A 16150-nucleotide genomic window follows, 5' to 3' on the forward strand; every position below is an offset into this window, starting at 1 on the left:
CTTTTTAAAATCATATCATAACTAACTGTTTATTATGAGAAGTGACGCAACTTTGCAACACCCGTCCGTCAAGCAGAAAAGACTTCAGTGGATTCAACTCAGAACCCGGGAATTAACAAAGCGCAGCCAACTCCGTTTGCCGGAGTCATGCTGCGCCTTGTTTTGCTTAGTTAATAAGTGAAGTTCATATAAGATGCTGCAAAGTACACGATGAGAATAATCACTGATGGCAGTGCGTAAGATAATGTAGACTTGCTGTCTTTCCGGTAAAGCGAAAGCAAAGCCAGCAAGGACATGATCAGAACACCGACAGCGATGATCATATTCGCACCGGAAACACCCGAAATGATAGTTCCCGCAGTGTACACAGGGTCAGACAGGGCAAGGATGATCATGTTGAAGATATTGCTTCCGAGAATCGCACCGACTGCCATGTTGACATTGCTCAATCGAAGCGCTACAAAAACAGAAATGGCTTCCGGAAGGGAAGTTGCTGCTGCAATCAGGAAACTGCCGATAAAGCTGGAGCCGATGCCGGTGATGATGGCGATTTGGTCGCCGGTAATCGATAAAGCGGTACCGGCAGCTAAAATGACAAGTGCTGCGATGATAAAGCGGACAATCGCAGCTTTCGGAGATAGCGAAGCACTCGGATTGTCGGGTTCTTCTTCCGACTCCGCAATCGCTTCTGCTTCAGGATCCAATGAAGGCAGTTTGTTGATGGCCACCATACCGACAATATAAGTGATGGCGATAATCAGTGCATCAAGACCAACACCCAGAATTTGAGTATCCAGGCGCAGCCAAAGTGCCATGATCACCAGGACGGTCAATAAAATCCCAAGGAGGGAGGTATAAATGTTATTTCGGGAAGCCCGGTCTAAAATCCGGCGCCTTCTGAGAAGGAAATCAAATCCCGCAAGAATAAATAGATTGAAAAGATTTGATCCGATCATGTTTCCAACTGCGATATCGGCATTGCCGATCGCGGCTGCCGAGAAACTGGTGGACACTTCCGGAAGGGAAGTGGCACCTGCAAGCAATAGTGTACCGACCATCATGCCGCCCATTGCCGTTTTCGAACTGATAACATCGGCGTATTGGGACAGCTTGATGGACGCGAAAACAGTCAATGCAGCTGCTACTATGAAAATAAAGAAAATCAAAAAAACCAAGTAATTTCCTCCTCTTTATATGTGCAAAATCTTGTTGAGTTATTCTTCTTCAGGTTTTGCTCGATACGTACTGATATAGGATACACCCGAGAAAATATTCGGACGCTGCGAACCGGCCGGACTTTCAGGCTTAGCGGAATGGGCTTCTGCAAAAGCCTGCGACTCTTTCCATTTCTCATAAAAAGCAGGGGATTCCCATTCAGTCAGGACCACATACGTATCCGAATCGAGCGGTCTCAGAACACGGAATGCAATATAACCAGGCTCATTTTCAATAGCACCTGCCCGATTCTTAAAACGATGTTCGAAAACAGGACGACCTTCATCGGAGACCGGTATATTATTGAAGACAAAAAATCCTTTTTCCTTCAGCTCACCAGTTCCGTCGACAACTTCATAGCGACGGGGAGTTTGGAAAATCGTTTTTCCTTCTGTTTCATGGATCATCAAGGTCGAATTTTCACCCTGCATGAGGACCATTTTCTCTGCTGGATTTTTGTCGCGCATTTTTTTCATATAATCATATGTTCCGGTTGTCATATAAAAATTCACTAATACCCCTCCTAATAATATGCTTACTGCTTACTATACATCCTTCCCTCTAGAAATCTACATGAAACAGGTTTGACAAACAAGTGAAAAGAGAAGCGTCTAATTTATGACAAATGCGCTGTGAATCTATACAATAAAGGGCGGAACGTCTATAGTATAGACGGATATAGGTAGACAAACAGTAGAGCAGAAGTTTGAAGGGATGAAAAATTCATGACATTTAATGATACTTATCTTCGCGCAGCGCGTGGAGAAAAAACGGATCATGTACCTGTATGGTACATGAGGCAGGCTGGACGTTCGCAGCCGGAATACCGCAAGATCAAAGAAAAATATTCATTGGAAGAGATCACGCATCAGCCGGAACTATGCGCTTACGTGACCAAACTCCCTGTAGATCAGTACAACAACGATGCAGCAGTTCTTTACAAAGATATCGTTACACCGTTGCCGGCAATCGGCGTTGACGTAAAAATCAAATCGGGAATCGGTCCCGTAATTGATAATCCGATCCGTACAATGGCGGATATCGAACGCTTAGGCGAAATCAATCCTGAACAAGACGTCGATTTTGTCCTGGATACGATTCGCTTGTTGACGCAAGAGCAACTGAACGTACCGTTGATCGGCTTTTCAGGCGCCCCCTTCACATTAGCCAGCTATATGATTGAAGGCGGCCCTTCGAAAAGCTACAACAAAACCAAAGCGATGATGGTATCGGAACCGGCTATGTGGTTTGCGTTGATGGATAAATTGGCAGACACGATCATTCCTTATGTGAATGCGCAAATCAAAGCAGGTGCTAAAGCGATTCAGATTTTCGATTCATGGGTAGGTGCTTTAAATGTAGAAGACTACCGCATTTTCATCAAGCCGGTAATGGATCGTATATTCGCTGAATTGCGTACAGAAGGTGTGCCGTTGACGATTTTCGGTGTCGGCGCAAGCCATTTGGCAAAAGAATGGCACGAACTTCCGGTGGATGTAGTTGGATTGGATTGGCGCCTGCCGATTTCTGAAGCACGTGCTATGGGATTGACAAAAACCCTTCAAGGGAATTTTGATCCAGCATACTTATTGGCAGACTGGCCAGTAATCGAAGAACGCGCGAAAAAGATCTTGGATATGGGCATGCAGAGTGATGGCTATATTTTCAATTTGGGCCACGGGGTATTTCCTGAGGTCAATCCGGATACATTGAAGCGCTTGACTTCATTCGTCCACGAATACAGTGCTGCTCATAAAAGTAAATTAAAATAGAAGAAAATTCATTTCGAGGTGATTATGTTGAAGAAGACAATGGGATTATTAGTGATGGCATATGGAACGCCATATTCAGAAGACGATATTGAACGCTATTACACGCATATTCGCCGCGGCCGCAAGCCGAGCGAAGAAAGTCTGGAAGACCTGCGCAGCCGCTACAAAGCGATCGGCGGCCTTTCACCTCTTGCAAAAATCACGCAAGACCAAGCAGAGGGCCTATGTCAGCGTTTGAACGAAATCCAGGACGAAATTGAATTTAAAATGTATCTTGGCTTGAAGCATATCGAACCATTCGTTGAAGACGGCGTGGAAGAAATGAAAAAAGATGGCATCACAGAAGCCGTTTCAATTGTATTAGCGCCTCATTTCTCGACTTTCTCTGTGAAATCATATAATGGCCGCGCAGCTGAGGCAGCTGAAAAAGCAGGCATTTCATTGACCTCAGTTGAAAGCTGGTACAAAGAACCGAAATTCATCCAATATTGGACTGAAAAAGTCAGTGCTTCATTCGCTGAAATGTCGGAAGAAGAACGTGCAAAATCCTGCTTGATCGTTTCAGCGCATTCATTGCCTGAGAAAATCATCGCAAATGGCGATCCCTACCCGGATCAATTAAAAGAAACAGCTGAAATGATCCAACAAGCTACAGGTGTTGAAAACGTAGAAATCGGCTGGCAAAGTGCGGGACAAACAGGCGAACCTTGGATTGGCCCTGATGTTCAGGACTTGACACGCGACTTGTTTGAACAAAAAGGATACACGTCTTTCGTCTACACACCGGTTGGATTTGTAGCGGATCACTTAGAAGTTCTGTTCGACAATGATTATGAATGTAAAGTTGTCTGCGACGAAATCGGTGCAAACTACCGCCGTCCGGAAATGCCGAACGTCCAGCCATTGTTCATCGATGGTTTGGCTGATGTGGTATTGAGAAAGCTGGCAGAAAAATAAACCAAGTGAAAGTGAGGATTAAACGTGACCGTAAAAGCGCATAAAGTAGTCGTCGTTGGCGGAGGAATTACAGGACTGTCAGCGGCATACTACTTACAAAAACAGGCAGTTGAGCAAGGTTTGGAGATCGACATCACATTGGTTGAAGTAGCCCATCGTCTCGGCGGGAAAATCCAGACTTTGCATAAAGATGGTTTTGTAATAGAGCGTGGTCCGGATTCGTTTGTCTCACGAAAAAACAGCATTCAGCAATTAGCTGGAGAATTAGGGATTGAAGACCAATTAATCCAAAGCGCCCCGGGGAAAACCCATGTGGCAGTCGAGAATCAGCTCTATTCGATCCCGTTGGGTTCAGTCATGGGCGTACCGACGAATTTCGGTTCGTTCCTTACGTCCGGCATCAGCTCTTGGTTTGGCAAGGCTCGCGCTTTAGGGGACTTCGTCCTGCCGGCATCGACAGTAGTTGAAGATCAGCCACTCGGTAAATTTTTAAGGCGCAGATTCGGCAATGAGTTGGTCGAAAACTTAATTGAACCATTATTTTCAGGCGTTTTTGCTGGGGATATTGACCGCTTGAGTTTAAAAGCGACGTTTCCTGAGTTGCTTAATGCCCAGCGCCAGCACCGCAGTTTAATACGGGGCTTAAAGAAAAATCAAGTAGCGGATTCCCGCCCCTTCAATACCGTAAAAGAAGGCTTATTCCAAACGTTTACAGGTGGACTTGAAACACTGGTACATACGCTGGAAAAAGAACTTGAAAACTGTACCATTCTAAAAGGCGTCAAAGTGGAAAGCCTGCAACAGCAGCAAAACCAGGTGAAGCTGAAGCTGAACAATGAAGCTTCCATCGTAGCGGATGGTGTCATTTTCGCCTTACCGCATGCCAAACTGTTGCCGATCTTTGAACCTTTGGGCTTATTGAAGGGCCTGAAAGGCATACCCTCCACTTCGATTGCAACGGTATCCATCGCTTTTCCGGAAGGTGCCATAGCGTCCGAATCTGATTGCATGGGATTTGTAGTGGCACGAAACAGCGATTTCACCATTACGGCGTGTTCAGCAGCACACTTAAAATGGCCCAGCTTAACACCGACTGGGAAAACCATGTATCGCTCATTTATTGGGCAGGTCGGTGATGAAGCGGTTGTGGAATTATCGGATAAGGAAATTATTAAAGCGGTTTTAGAAGACCTGAATAAATTGCTGGATATTCAGGGAGAACCTGAACTGACTGTCGTTTCCCGAATGAAAGAAGCGATGCCGCAATATTTAGTGGGCCATGAAGAGCGGATTGCTTCCGCCAAAAAAGAATTGCAGGATGCGCTTCCGATGGTGCAGATTGCAGGGGGTTCCTTTGAAGGATTCGGATTGCCAGCCTGCGTTGACCAAGGGAAAGCGGCTGCCAATCAATTGATCGAACGATTTACTGCTGAATCTATCAGCACGGAGGGAAATGCATGATGAAAAAATTTATGTGGCTTGGATTGCCATTTTTATTGCTGGCTGGCTGCGGAACGGATGCAGCTGGTACTGGTGAGCAGATAGAAGAAGTGATGGTGGAATTCAACACTGAACAGCAGGCAGCTGTTGCTGAAGAAGTGGTGCTGTCCGTTTCTGTGACCCAGGGAGACGAAGCTGTGGAAGATGCAGATGAAGTCGTTTATGAGGTATGGGAATCCGGAGACCGCGATAACAGCGAGATGATTCCGGCTGAGCATAGAGAAGACGGAGTTTATGAAGCGGAAACCAGTTTTGAAGAAGAGGGCTTGTATTATATGCAGGCGCATACCACTGCACGGAGTTTGCACGTTATGCCGAAACAGGAAATCACGGTCGGCAACCCTGACCCGGATTCCATCGTTCCGGATGACAGCGAGGATTCGCAGGGCATGGATAAGATGGAAGGCCATTCCGGCCATTGATACAGATTACCAAAGGCATCGCTTAGGCGGTGTCTTTTTATTGTGAATAAAAGATTGGGAGTGGCGATTTTTACTGCAGTTCTATAGTCGCCTCGGTCGCTCTGGAGTGGGTTCCCACGATAAGCCGGGCAGCTGAAGGCCGCTGCCAGTCTTATCGCTCCACCCACTCCGTTGCCGCGCCTCAGCTGAGAGTGTTGAGATAAAAGGAGAGTCGGTTTGTTTGGAGTGGATAGGTAGATTGGGGTTCTAAACTTGCTCGGCAGCGATAGTGCACGCGCCTTCGATCGGCTTGGGATGGAAGTGTGTGGATTTCGAGGCTTTACCTTACCAGTTCACGTTTCTACCTGAGAGACGTAAGATTTCTACCTTAATATTTTACTTTTCTACATGAAGTTTTTGTATTTCTACAAGAATTTATGGAAATATGATGTGAAAATAATTTGTTTAGTGGTTGAAAAATCCATTATTCACGGACTGTCCACAAACCAAAAGCGATCCGTTGCGCTTCTCCGACATGCCCGCTTTTCACAGGCGAAAAGCATAAGTGCAACTCATTTTTTCATCACTCCTTGAATGAATACGTCTGAAGCGATTTCTCCAACCTACTCAAATTATTCTAAATCTATTTAACACAAAAATTCAACACAAAAAACGAAGCAGCGCCACTTAGCGCTGCTTCGTTTTTTATAAGTATGTTTTATTTGATCTTATAATTCGTTGCAGGAATCACATTGAGTACCATAACATTCATGTTGCTCTTCCATTTTTTCTCCACAAGACGCACACTGTTTCGGGGGCAAGTTCTTGAAAAATTCAACTACGTTTTCAATCATAACTTCCATCTCCTTTTGTTATAGTACTGTTGGTGTTTAAAACAGTGTATTATAACAGTTTGGATTCGTCAACCCTTAACCGTGAATTTATTTGAAAAATCCGTTAAACTAAATAAAGGAACGCAGCCAAAAGGAGAGAGATTATGTATTTCGTAGACAATAAAGGCATTACAGACCCGAGAATTAACCTGGCAATTGAAGAATATCTGCTGAAAACAATGGATGTTGAAAAAGATCCATTCCTTCTGTTCTATATCAATGAACCTTCCATCATCATCGGCAAGAACCAAAACACGTCAGAAGAGATCAATACCGATTATGTGGATTCCAATGGCATCCATGTGGTTCGCCGATTATCCGGTGGCGGAGCGGTTTATCATGATCTTGGAAATTTGAATTATAGCTTTATCACAGTGGACGACGGCAACAGTTTCCGCAATTTCCGTAAGTTCACAGAGCCTGTGGTCAAAGCGCTGCAAACCCTAGGCGTCAATGCGGAACTTTCTGGACGCAATGATTTGATGGCTGAAGGCCGGAAGGTGTCGGGCAATGCACAGTTCTCAACGAGAGGCCGGATGTTCAGCCACGGCACGTTGATGTTTGATACTGAAGTGGACGCGGTCGTATCTGCGCTGAAAGTCAGCAAAGAAAAAATCGAGTCGAAAGGCATCAAGTCGATCCGCAGCCGTGTCGCAAATATTTCCGAGTTTTTGAAAGAGCCGATGACAGTGGCGGAATTCCGCAACGCGATTCTGCATTCGATTTTTGAGGGTGAAGAAAATGTCCGTTATTATGAATTGACGGACGAAGATTGGAAGAACATCCACGAGTTGTCGAACGAACGCTACGGCAATTGGGATTGGAATTATGGCAAGTCGCCTAAGTTCAACATCAAACATTCCCACCGATTCCCGGTAGGCGGCATCGATGTCCGCCTGCAGGTAGAGAAGGGCATTGTCCAGGATGCCAATATCTATGGCGACTTTTTCGGCGTCGGTGACGTATCTGAAATAGAACAGGCCATCATCGGCTCGAAATACGAACGGGCTTCTTTGGATGAGGCGATTGCAGGAATCGACATTCCCAAACTTCTTGGGGGCATCACGACAGAAGAGTTTTTAAAATTAATTTATTAAGAATTCTCCAGAGCCTGCATTTATGCAGGCTCTTTTGTTAAAATGGAAAGAAAAAGGAAAGGGGGAATCATTGTGGCTGTTCAACGGATCTTCATTGTAGAAGATGATTTGAAAATTGCGGAGTTGTTGGCAGAGACCTTGCGGAAATATCATTATGAAGTGGAAACCGCAAAAGATTTTGATCAAATCATCGAAGAATTCGAAGCTTTTGATCCCCATTTGATTTTACTCGATATTAATTTGCCTTCTTATGATGGTTATTATTGGTGCCGCCAGCTTAGGCAGCAAACCACTTGTCCGATATTATTCATTTCTGCCCGTTCAGGAGAAATGGATCAGGTCTTCGCCTTGGAAAATGGCGGGGATGACTTTATTACGAAACCTTTCCACTATGAAATCGTCCTTGCAAAAATAAGAAGTCATCTGCGCAGAGCTTATGGCGAGTATGCGCCAAAGCAGGAAGAGCGATCGATTAAGGCCGGGCGTATTGTTCTTTTCATGGAACGGATGGAGCTGCATGTAAAATCCGAAGCCATTCCATTGCAGAAAAAAGAATGCACGATACTGGAACTTTTGCTGGCCAATTACCCGAAGGTGGTGTCGCGTGAGCAGCTGCTCGAGGAATTATGGGATGACCAGTCATTCGTGGATGAAAATACATTGAATGTCAACATGACGCGGGTTCGGAAAAAACTTTCCGACTACCACGTGTTATCTGCCATTGAAACTGTACGAGGGGCCGGATACCGCCTTCTGCTCCATGAGGAGGAAGCCTGATGCTGCGATTATTCCTGAAAGAGCATGCAGCATTCATTGTCTTTCAAATCGTGCTAGTGGCGTTCATCATGATGCTGTATTGGCTGGATGGCTTCCGCAATGTGGATACGGCCATCTATTCATTTGTCATCAGCAGCGTGCTGGTGCTGACGTTTCTGGCGGCGCGTTTTGTTAAACGCTATCAGTATTACCAACGGATTTTGGCGAAGCCGCAAAGCATGGAGCATGCACTGCAGCGCGAAGGGAAATCTCCCGAACAGATTCAAAACGAGATTTACCTCCAGGAACTGTATCGCCTGTATCAGCATGAAGTACAGTCGTTATACGCTACCCAGAATCGCCATCTTCAGTTCATGAACCAATGGGTACATCAGATGAAAACACCCTTATCGGTCATGCACCTGTTGCTGCAGGAAGAGCAGGAACTGGATAAGAGCAGTGTCCGTGAAGAAATGGACCGCCTAAAAACCGGATTGGATACCGTTTTGATGAATGCGCGTTTGGATACGTTCGAGCAGGACATGCAGATTGAGCAGGTCGCTTTGCGATCATTAGTCAGCGAAGTGGCCACCGAAAACAAACGGTTGTTCATTTCCAAGCGCGTTTACCCGGAAATTTCGATTGGAGAAGAGCATATCGTCGCGACCGATCAGAAATGGATGAAGTTCATTATCGGTCAATTTTTGACGAATGCGGTCAAATATACATTCGAACCCAATAAAAAAGTATTCATTACAGCTGAGTGTGCCAATGGCAATACTTTATTGACGATTCGCGATGAAGGGATTGGAATACCAGCTTCTGATTTGCCTCGCATAACAAAAGCCTTCTTCACCGGAGAAAATGGACGGAAAACAGGGGAATCCACAGGAATGGGCTTATATCTGGCCAATGAAGTTTGCCGCAAGCTGGGCCATGAACTGTCGATTTCATCTGTTCAGGGAGAAGGAACGACGATCTCTGTACTGTTCTTCAACCAAGATTTTGCAACACAGGAGGAAAACGATGACAATAGTGAAAATCGACGAAGTGACAAAAGTATACGAGGGAAAAGTGACGCACCGGGCAGTCAACCAGTTGAGCTTCACAGTGGAAAAAGGTGAATTTTTGGCGGTGATGGGACCTTCAGGCAGCGGGAAAACAACTTTGTTGAACTTGATTTCAACCATCGACTCGTTGACTTCCGGAGAGATTTTAATAGATGGCATCAATCCGCATTTGCTGGATAAAAATGAGTTGGCGCTGTTTCGCAGAAGGCAGTTAGGATTTGTTTTCCAGGATTTCAATCTGCTGCAGATGCTGACGGTTGAAGAAAATCTGGTGCTGCCGCTGACGCTTGATTATGTGCCGATTGATGAAATGGCACGCAGAGTGCTAGTCATTGCCAAACGTTTGGGGCTGACATCGATCCTTCACAAGAAACCCAATGAAATTTCGGGAGGGGAAGCACAGCGTACAGCCATTGGCCGGGCGCTCATTCATCAGCCGGCTCTCATATTGGCTGATGAGCCGACCGGCAATCTGGATTCCAAATCATCACGTGACGTATTGGAGATTCTGTCGAATGCGGCCAATGACAGTGAGACGACGATCATTATGGTGACGCATGATCCGATTGCTGCGAGCTATTGCGATCGCGTCCTCTTCATCAAAGACGGTGAATTCTTCAATGAAATCTATGGAGATGAACGGCGCCAGACCTTTTATCAGCGGATTTTGAATGTTCTTTCGTTGCTGGGGGGATCCGTGAATGACCTTTCGGCAACTCGCCTACCATAACGTTGTCCGCAACCGAAGAAACTATGCGGCTTTCTTTTTAGCCAGTGTTGTTTCAGTCATGGTGTTTTTCGTCTACTCGATGTTTATTTTCCATCCTGCATTTGAAGAGGAAGGATTGCGGCTATTGGCAATACGGGGAATGCTGATTGCCGAAGTCGTGCTCTATATTTTTACGTTGTTTTTCCTGTTTTATTCGATGAGCGCCTTTTTGCAGGCACGATCAAAGGAATTCGGAGTATTGATGCATTTAGGGATGACCAAAAAACAATTGAACAAATTGATTTTCTTTGAAATGCTGATTCTCGGGACTGTTTCAACTGTCACGGGCATTACTTTCGGCTTTGCTTTTTCAAAATTCTTTTTCATGATTGGCCGGGAAATCATGGAATTGGATGATTTGCCGCTGTATGTTTCATGGGAGCCGTTCCTGCTGACGATTGCAGCATTTGCCAGTTTGTTCATCATCATATCTTTTGTCAGTGTCGGCTTTATCCGAACCAAACGCGTGGTGGACTTGCTGCAGGGCTTCTGGAAAGTGGAGGAAGAGACGAAATCGTCGACGGCGCTATCCATCATGGGAGTTGTTTTTTTAGTTATTGCTTATACATTTGCTGCAAATGTGTCGGACCGCACTGTTTACCAGATGGTTTTCATCGTTCCGCCACTTGCCACTTTCGGTACGTATCTGTTTTTTACCCATACTCTGCATTCCTTGTTGCGGCTGTATAAACGGAAAAAGAATGTTTACTGGGAAAAAACGCGGTTGGTTTCATTGGCAGAGGCTTCGGTCAAACTGAAAGACAGTGCGCAAATGTTCTTCATCGTCACCATCGTGTCGACCGTTGCCTTTTTGACAGTGGGAACATTAGCGTCTTTCATGTCCTACACAGGTGATTTCCGTGAGTCGAATCCACTTGGACTCGTCTATATTTCCTTTGATGGAAACGAACAGGAAGCCGAACATATCGAGCGCCTGACCAGCCAATTAGAAAATGAACAATTGTCTTATGATTTGGTCGAGTTGACGGTCAAGCGCCAAACCTCAGAGGCCACCGGAAACGATGTCGATATCTTATCCCTGTCCGAATTTAACCGTTTAGCGGCTGCGCTTGATTTTGAACCGGCGGAACTGCAAGAAGGTGAAGGGATGTTTGTGCCGTTTTCCTTGGATTCTTTAAAGGAGCTGGAAAGCACGAGCGTCGACACGGCATTGTTCGAAAGTGGTGTGTCTTTATCGATCCGTTCAACTTATCCGCATGTCGTGTTTCCAATGCATACCTTGAATATCAATACAATCGTTGTCAGCGATGCCGATTATGAAGCAATTGATGAACCTCTACTCGGGTATGGACCAGGGAAGTCGGATTTTTCCTATTATGCATTTGATGTTTTGAATTGGACAGAAACAGTCAATATCGGCGACCGGTTAACAGAGACTGTAAGTGAAGCGGTGGAAAACGCTGATTTCAGCAGTGTCAATTTCTTCTTTGAAAATCCAGGGGATGATTACCGCTGGTTCAAATCCTCGTTCGCTTTGCTGCTGTTTATCGGGGTCATGGTGGCAGCCGTCTTTCTTTTGGCAGCCGGCAGCTTCATCTATTTTAAATTGTATACAGGTCTTGAACGGGACCGTAAGCAGTACAAATTGCTGATCCGCTTGGGTATGACGGATAAGGAACTGGGGAAAATCATCAATCGCCAATTGATTCCCCAATTCTTTTTGCCATGGGGACTGGCGTTGCTTCACAGTGCCTTTGCTTTTATTTCGCTGCAGGTTGTTTGGGAAGAATTCGCCGAACTGTCAATTCTCAGCGAGATGGCTATTGTCCTGGGCGGCTTTACAGTTGCACAAATTTTATATTTCTTTTTGATTCGTTGGCGCTATGTCGCCCACCTTCAGGCACCGTAATTTTACGGTGTCTGTTGTATTGTCTGAAGATTTATTTTATAATGAAAACAGCTCGAAATATGAATGAGTATTCATTCAACACGAAAGAGGGATGGAAATGGATTTAATGTCACGCGTTCATGAAATTGCAGAACAGGATTCTGCCAGAGTCGCCTATAGTTTTATGGGTAAAGATACGAGTTATGGAGAATTCGATCAGGCGATAGCGGTTTTTGCAGGTGCTTTAAAAGAGTTGGGCGTGGAAAAAGGGGACCATGTCGCATTTCTTTTGAGCAATACACCACATTTTTTGATTTCTTTATACGCGACAATGCGTTTGGGAGCTACAGCAGTTCCGATCAATCCTATTTACAGCCCAGATGAAATCGCTTACATAGTCAACAATAGCGATGCAAAAGTTGTAGTAGCACTTGACGCCCTGCTGCCGCTGGTGGAAAAAGCGCATAAAGCACTGCCTGTAGTAGCATCGTATATTATTTGTGAGACAGATCCGGCGACACCTGAAAAAATGGCGCTGCTTCCTGAAGATGTAAAAGGGAAAGTCCATTCCTTTACGGGCATGATGAGTAAGTCAGCGCCGCATGCTGAATTTACGGAAGTGAAAGCAGAGGATAATGCGGTTATTTTGTATACGTCCGGTACAACTGGGAAACCGAAAGGCGCCATGCTGACGCATCAGAATCTGTATTCGAATGCGCGTGATGTAGGAGAATACCTGCAGATTGGAGCAAACGACCGGGTGATTGCGACGTTACCGGTGTTCCATGTGTTTGCGCTGACTGTTGTTGTGAATGCTCCTCTGCTGCAAGGAGCGACCATTGTACTTGTGCCTCGCTTCAATCCGAAAGAGGTATTCGAAGCGATCAAGAAATACGAAGCAAGTGTTTTTGCGGGAGTTCCGACCATGTTCAATTTTATGAATCAATTACCGGATGTCGACCCGGCAGACTTCGCCTCTGTTCGCTTAGCCGTTTCTGGTGGTTCCGCTATGCCAGTCGCTTTGCTGCATAGTTTTGAAGAAAAATTCAATGTCCGCATTTCAGAGGGCTATGGTTTGTCGGAAGCTTCGCCTGTTACCTGCTTCAACCCGATTGACCGTGAGCGGAAAGCCGGCTCGATCGGTACATCCATCATCAATGTGGAAAACAAAGTCGTCAATGAGCTTGGCGAGGAAGTGGCTGCGAATGAAGTTGGTGAGTTGATTGTCCGTGGACCGAATGTCATGAAAGGCTATTACAAAATGCCGGAAGAAACCGCTTCGGCGATTCGTGACGGCTGGCTGTACACAGGCGACTTGGCCCGTGTCGATGAAGAAGGCTATTTCTATATTGTCGACCGCAAAAAAGACATGATCATTGTCGGTGGCTATAATGTCTACCCGCGTGAAGTCGAAGAAGTCCTATTCGCTCACCCAGCGGTATTGGAAGCAGCGGTTGTCGGCTTGCCAGATCCGGATTTCGGTGAAGAAGTCAACGCTTATGTTGTCTTGAAGGACCCGTCAGTGTCAGTAGAAGATTTGAAGGCATATTGTGCAGAACATCTAGCGAAATACAAAGTGCCAAGACAATTTGAAGTCTTGGATGAACTGCCGAAAAACACGACCGGGAAAATCCTGCGCCGTTCACTAAAAGACCAGGCGATGCAGAAATAAGTTTGCATTGTAACGAGAAGGCGAAAACTAGTTCTAAGCAAGAGGCTCCGGGGTTTCTCCTGGAGTCTCTTGCTTTTGCCTTGTTGTGTTAATTTTATCAAGCTGCACATAAAGTGGAATTTGATTGAAAAAACTGACATTTTTTATTATAGTTAAGGAGCAGTATTACGAAATTCGAAATAGTTGGATCCGAGGAGGAAATGGAATGGCGAAAAAAGCGATGGAAATTAAGGATTTAACGAAGTTAGTGTCAGTAACAGATCCCCGGATTTCACCGGATGGAAAAAAGGCGGTATTTGTCCATACACAAATTGATGAAGAGGAAAATACATACAGAGCCCATCTCCATCATATCGACCTGGTAACAGGCAAGCAGACCCAATGGACGTTCGCCAAGGAACGGGTGAGCTCCCCGCGTTGGTCGGCCGATGGAACAGCGGTCGCTTTTTTATCGGATCGGGATGAGAAAAATCAATTGTTTGTCATGTCTGCTGAAGGCGGAGAAGCCCGTTCGCTGACGGATTTCGAAAAAGGGGTCAACGGATTTGAGTGGTCGCCTTGCGGAACAAAAATCTGGTTTAATGCATTAACGAAGGAAGGGAAGACCTTCACGGATAAGGAAGAAAAAGAAGAAAAGAAACAGCCGGAACCTTACCATGTGGATAAGATGAAATACAAGATGGACGGCATGGGCTTGCTGCCGAAAGAATTCCATCGCCATATCGGGTCGGTTGAGCTTGAGTCGAAGAAAGTGGAGCAGCTGACAGAAGGAAAATTTCACTACAGCCTGGAAGCCGTATCGCATGAAGGAAAGAAATTGATTTATGGTGTAACGCGTGAAGAAAACCTGGATTTTGTCTTCCGCCAGCCTCTTTACATCTATGACGTGGAGACAAAACAAGAGTCGGTTTTAATAGAAGAAGAAGGCTATTTCGGTGGTGCGGCATTTTCGCATGACGATTCGAAAGTCGCATTTGTCGGCAATACCCGGCAATATGAGAATGCGACGCATACAGAAGTTTATGTAGCGGATTTAAAAGCCGAAACACGCGTGTGCTTGACTGAAGCGCTCGATGTACCTGTCGGTGACTATGTGGTGGCCGATCATCAGCAAGGTGCTGCTGCACCGGACGTGGTCTGGACGAAAGATGATCATCTGTATTTCCAGGTTTCGACGATGGGGGATGTGCGTCTGTATTTTGCGTCGCTTGATGGCATGATTTTCCCAGCGTCTCCTGATATGGAACACATTTATGGTTATGATATTTCCCGGACCGGCGAATTTGCGGTAGTGGCTATCAGTAATCCTATCAATCCCGGTGAATTATACCGTTTAACGATTGCTACGGGTGAACGCGAGGCTTTAACTCACTTTAATCAGGAATTCCTGGAAGAGACGGAGTTGGCCGAAGCACAGCCGATCATTACAAAAGGGGCGAAAGACTGGGCAGTCCATGGCTGGCTGATGAAGCCATACGGCTATCAGGAAGGTCAGAAATATCCATTGGTCATTAATATTCACGGCGGCCCCCACGCGATGTATGCCAATACCTTTGTCCATGAAATGCAATTGCTGGCAGCACGCGGCTTCGGGGTCCTGTATGTCAATCCGCGCGGCAGCCATGGCTACAGCCAGGAATTTGTAGACGCGGTGCGCAGCGACTACGGCGGCGGTGATTATGAGGACATCATGAACGCAGTGAACCAAATCGTGGAATCGAATGGCTGGATTGATGAGGACCGTTTAGGCGTCACAGGCGGCAGTTATGGCGGCTTCATGACCAACTGGATCGTCGGCCATTCCAATCTCTTTAAAGCAGCCGTGACCCAACGCTCCATCTCCAACTGGATTTCGTTCTTCGGCGTGTCGGATATCGGTTATTATTTCAGTGATTGGCAAATCGGTGCGGATATGACGGATGTGGATAAGTTATGGCAGCACTCGCCACTAAAGTACGCAAAAAATGTCGAGACGCCTTTGCTGATTCTTCATTCTGAAAATGATTACCGTTGCCCGATCGAGCAATCGGAACAATTGTATGTGACACTGAAAAGCATGAAAAAAGAAACGGAATTTGTCCGTTTCCCTGAGGCCGACCACAATTTATCACGGACCGGCAAACCGAACCTCCGCTTTGCACGTCTGGAGCAGATTACCGGTTGGATGGAAAAATACCTGTAAACAAAAAAACGGAGCAG

14 protein-coding genes are annotated in these 16150 nt (G+C 45.8%); 11 read left to right on the top strand and 3 right to left on the bottom strand.

All coding sequences use genetic code 11. The features are described 5' to 3' along the window. Positions 1-170: 170 nt before the first annotated feature. On the bottom strand, positions 171-1166 hold the full coding sequence (locus K8U60_RS14575) for a sodium:calcium antiporter (protein WP_223642005.1): 996 nt from the start codon (positions 1164-1166) through the stop codon (positions 171-173). A gap of 48 nt (positions 1167-1214) precedes the next feature. Then, positions 1215-1727: an antibiotic biosynthesis monooxygenase family protein gene (locus K8U60_RS14580; RefSeq protein ID WP_223641655.1), complete on the bottom strand. Its 513-nt coding sequence runs from the start codon at positions 1725-1727 to the stop codon at positions 1215-1217. A 213-nt stretch (positions 1728-1940) separates the two neighbouring features. On the opposite strand from K8U60_RS14580, the gene hemE reads away from it, so the two are divergent. The 4 genes from hemE to K8U60_RS14600 are packed head-to-tail and all read left to right on the top strand — an operon-like array spanning position 1941 to position 5866. Next, positions 1941-2987, top strand: coding sequence for a uroporphyrinogen decarboxylase (gene hemE, locus K8U60_RS14585; protein WP_223641657.1), 1047 nt, complete (start codon positions 1941-1943; stop codon positions 2985-2987). A gap of 24 nt (positions 2988-3011) precedes the next feature. Then, positions 3012-3944 (top strand): ferrochelatase, encoded by a 933-nt coding sequence (gene hemH / locus K8U60_RS14590; protein WP_223641659.1) that lies wholly within the window; start codon positions 3012-3014, stop codon positions 3942-3944. A gap of 24 nt (positions 3945-3968) precedes the next feature. Continuing rightward, positions 3969-5405, top strand: coding sequence for a protoporphyrinogen oxidase (hemY, locus tag K8U60_RS14595; protein ID WP_223641668.1), 1437 nt, complete (start codon positions 3969-3971; stop codon positions 5403-5405). Further along, the gene (locus tag K8U60_RS14600) at positions 5402-5866 is read left to right on the top strand and encodes a FixH family protein (RefSeq protein WP_223641670.1); all 465 of its coding nucleotides are present in this window, start codon (positions 5402-5404) and stop codon (positions 5864-5866) included. Before hemY ends, K8U60_RS14600 begins: the two co-directional genes overlap by 4 nt. 707 nt (positions 5867-6573) lie before the next feature. On the opposite strand, the gene yhfH is transcribed toward K8U60_RS14600, so the two are convergent. Then, positions 6574-6699, bottom strand: coding sequence for a protein YhfH (yhfH, locus tag K8U60_RS14605; protein ID WP_215102079.1), 126 nt, complete (start codon positions 6697-6699; stop codon positions 6574-6576). A gap of 143 nt (positions 6700-6842) precedes the next feature. On the opposite strand from yhfH, the gene K8U60_RS14610 reads away from it, so the two are divergent. The 7 genes from K8U60_RS14610 to K8U60_RS14640 all read left to right on the top strand — a co-directional run bounded on the left by K8U60_RS14610 (position 6843) and on the right by K8U60_RS14640 (position 16133). Beyond that, positions 6843-7835 carry a lipoate--protein ligase gene (locus K8U60_RS14610; protein ID WP_223641672.1) on the top strand — a complete coding sequence of 331 codons (993 nt, stop codon included), beginning with the start codon at positions 6843-6845 and terminating at the stop codon, positions 7833-7835. 72 nt (positions 7836-7907) lie between these two features. Further along, entirely contained in the window at positions 7908-8612 is a 705-nt protein-coding gene (locus K8U60_RS14615; RefSeq protein ID WP_223641674.1) for a response regulator transcription factor, read from the top strand. Further along, the gene (locus K8U60_RS14620) at positions 8612-9715 is read left to right on the top strand and encodes a sensor histidine kinase (RefSeq protein ID WP_223641676.1); all 1104 of its coding nucleotides are present in this window, start codon (positions 8612-8614) and stop codon (positions 9713-9715) included. Before K8U60_RS14615 ends, K8U60_RS14620 begins: the two co-directional genes overlap by 1 nt. Continuing rightward, complete coding sequence (locus K8U60_RS14625; RefSeq protein ID WP_223641678.1) at positions 9618-10391, top strand: ABC transporter ATP-binding protein; 774 nt, start codon at positions 9618-9620, stop codon at positions 10389-10391. Before K8U60_RS14620 ends, K8U60_RS14625 begins: the two co-directional genes overlap by 98 nt. Then, positions 10363-12300, top strand: coding sequence for an ABC transporter permease (locus K8U60_RS14630; protein WP_223641680.1), 1938 nt, complete (start codon positions 10363-10365; stop codon positions 12298-12300). The genes K8U60_RS14625 and K8U60_RS14630 overlap by 29 nt, the downstream gene beginning before the upstream one ends. A gap of 97 nt (positions 12301-12397) precedes the next feature. Then, positions 12398-13951, top strand: a complete 1554-nt coding sequence (locus tag K8U60_RS14635; RefSeq protein ID WP_223641682.1) for a fatty acid--CoA ligase family protein — start codon at positions 12398-12400, stop codon at positions 13949-13951. A 205-nt stretch (positions 13952-14156) separates the two neighbouring features. Continuing rightward, positions 14157-16133 (top strand): S9 family peptidase, encoded by a 1977-nt coding sequence (locus K8U60_RS14640; protein WP_223641684.1) that lies wholly within the window; start codon positions 14157-14159, stop codon positions 16131-16133. Positions 16134-16150 lie beyond the last annotated feature (17 nt).

The sequence above is a fragment of the Planococcus circulans genome (assembly GCF_020023385.1).
Classification (GTDB): Bacteria; Bacillota; Bacilli; order Bacillales_A; family Planococcaceae; genus Planococcus.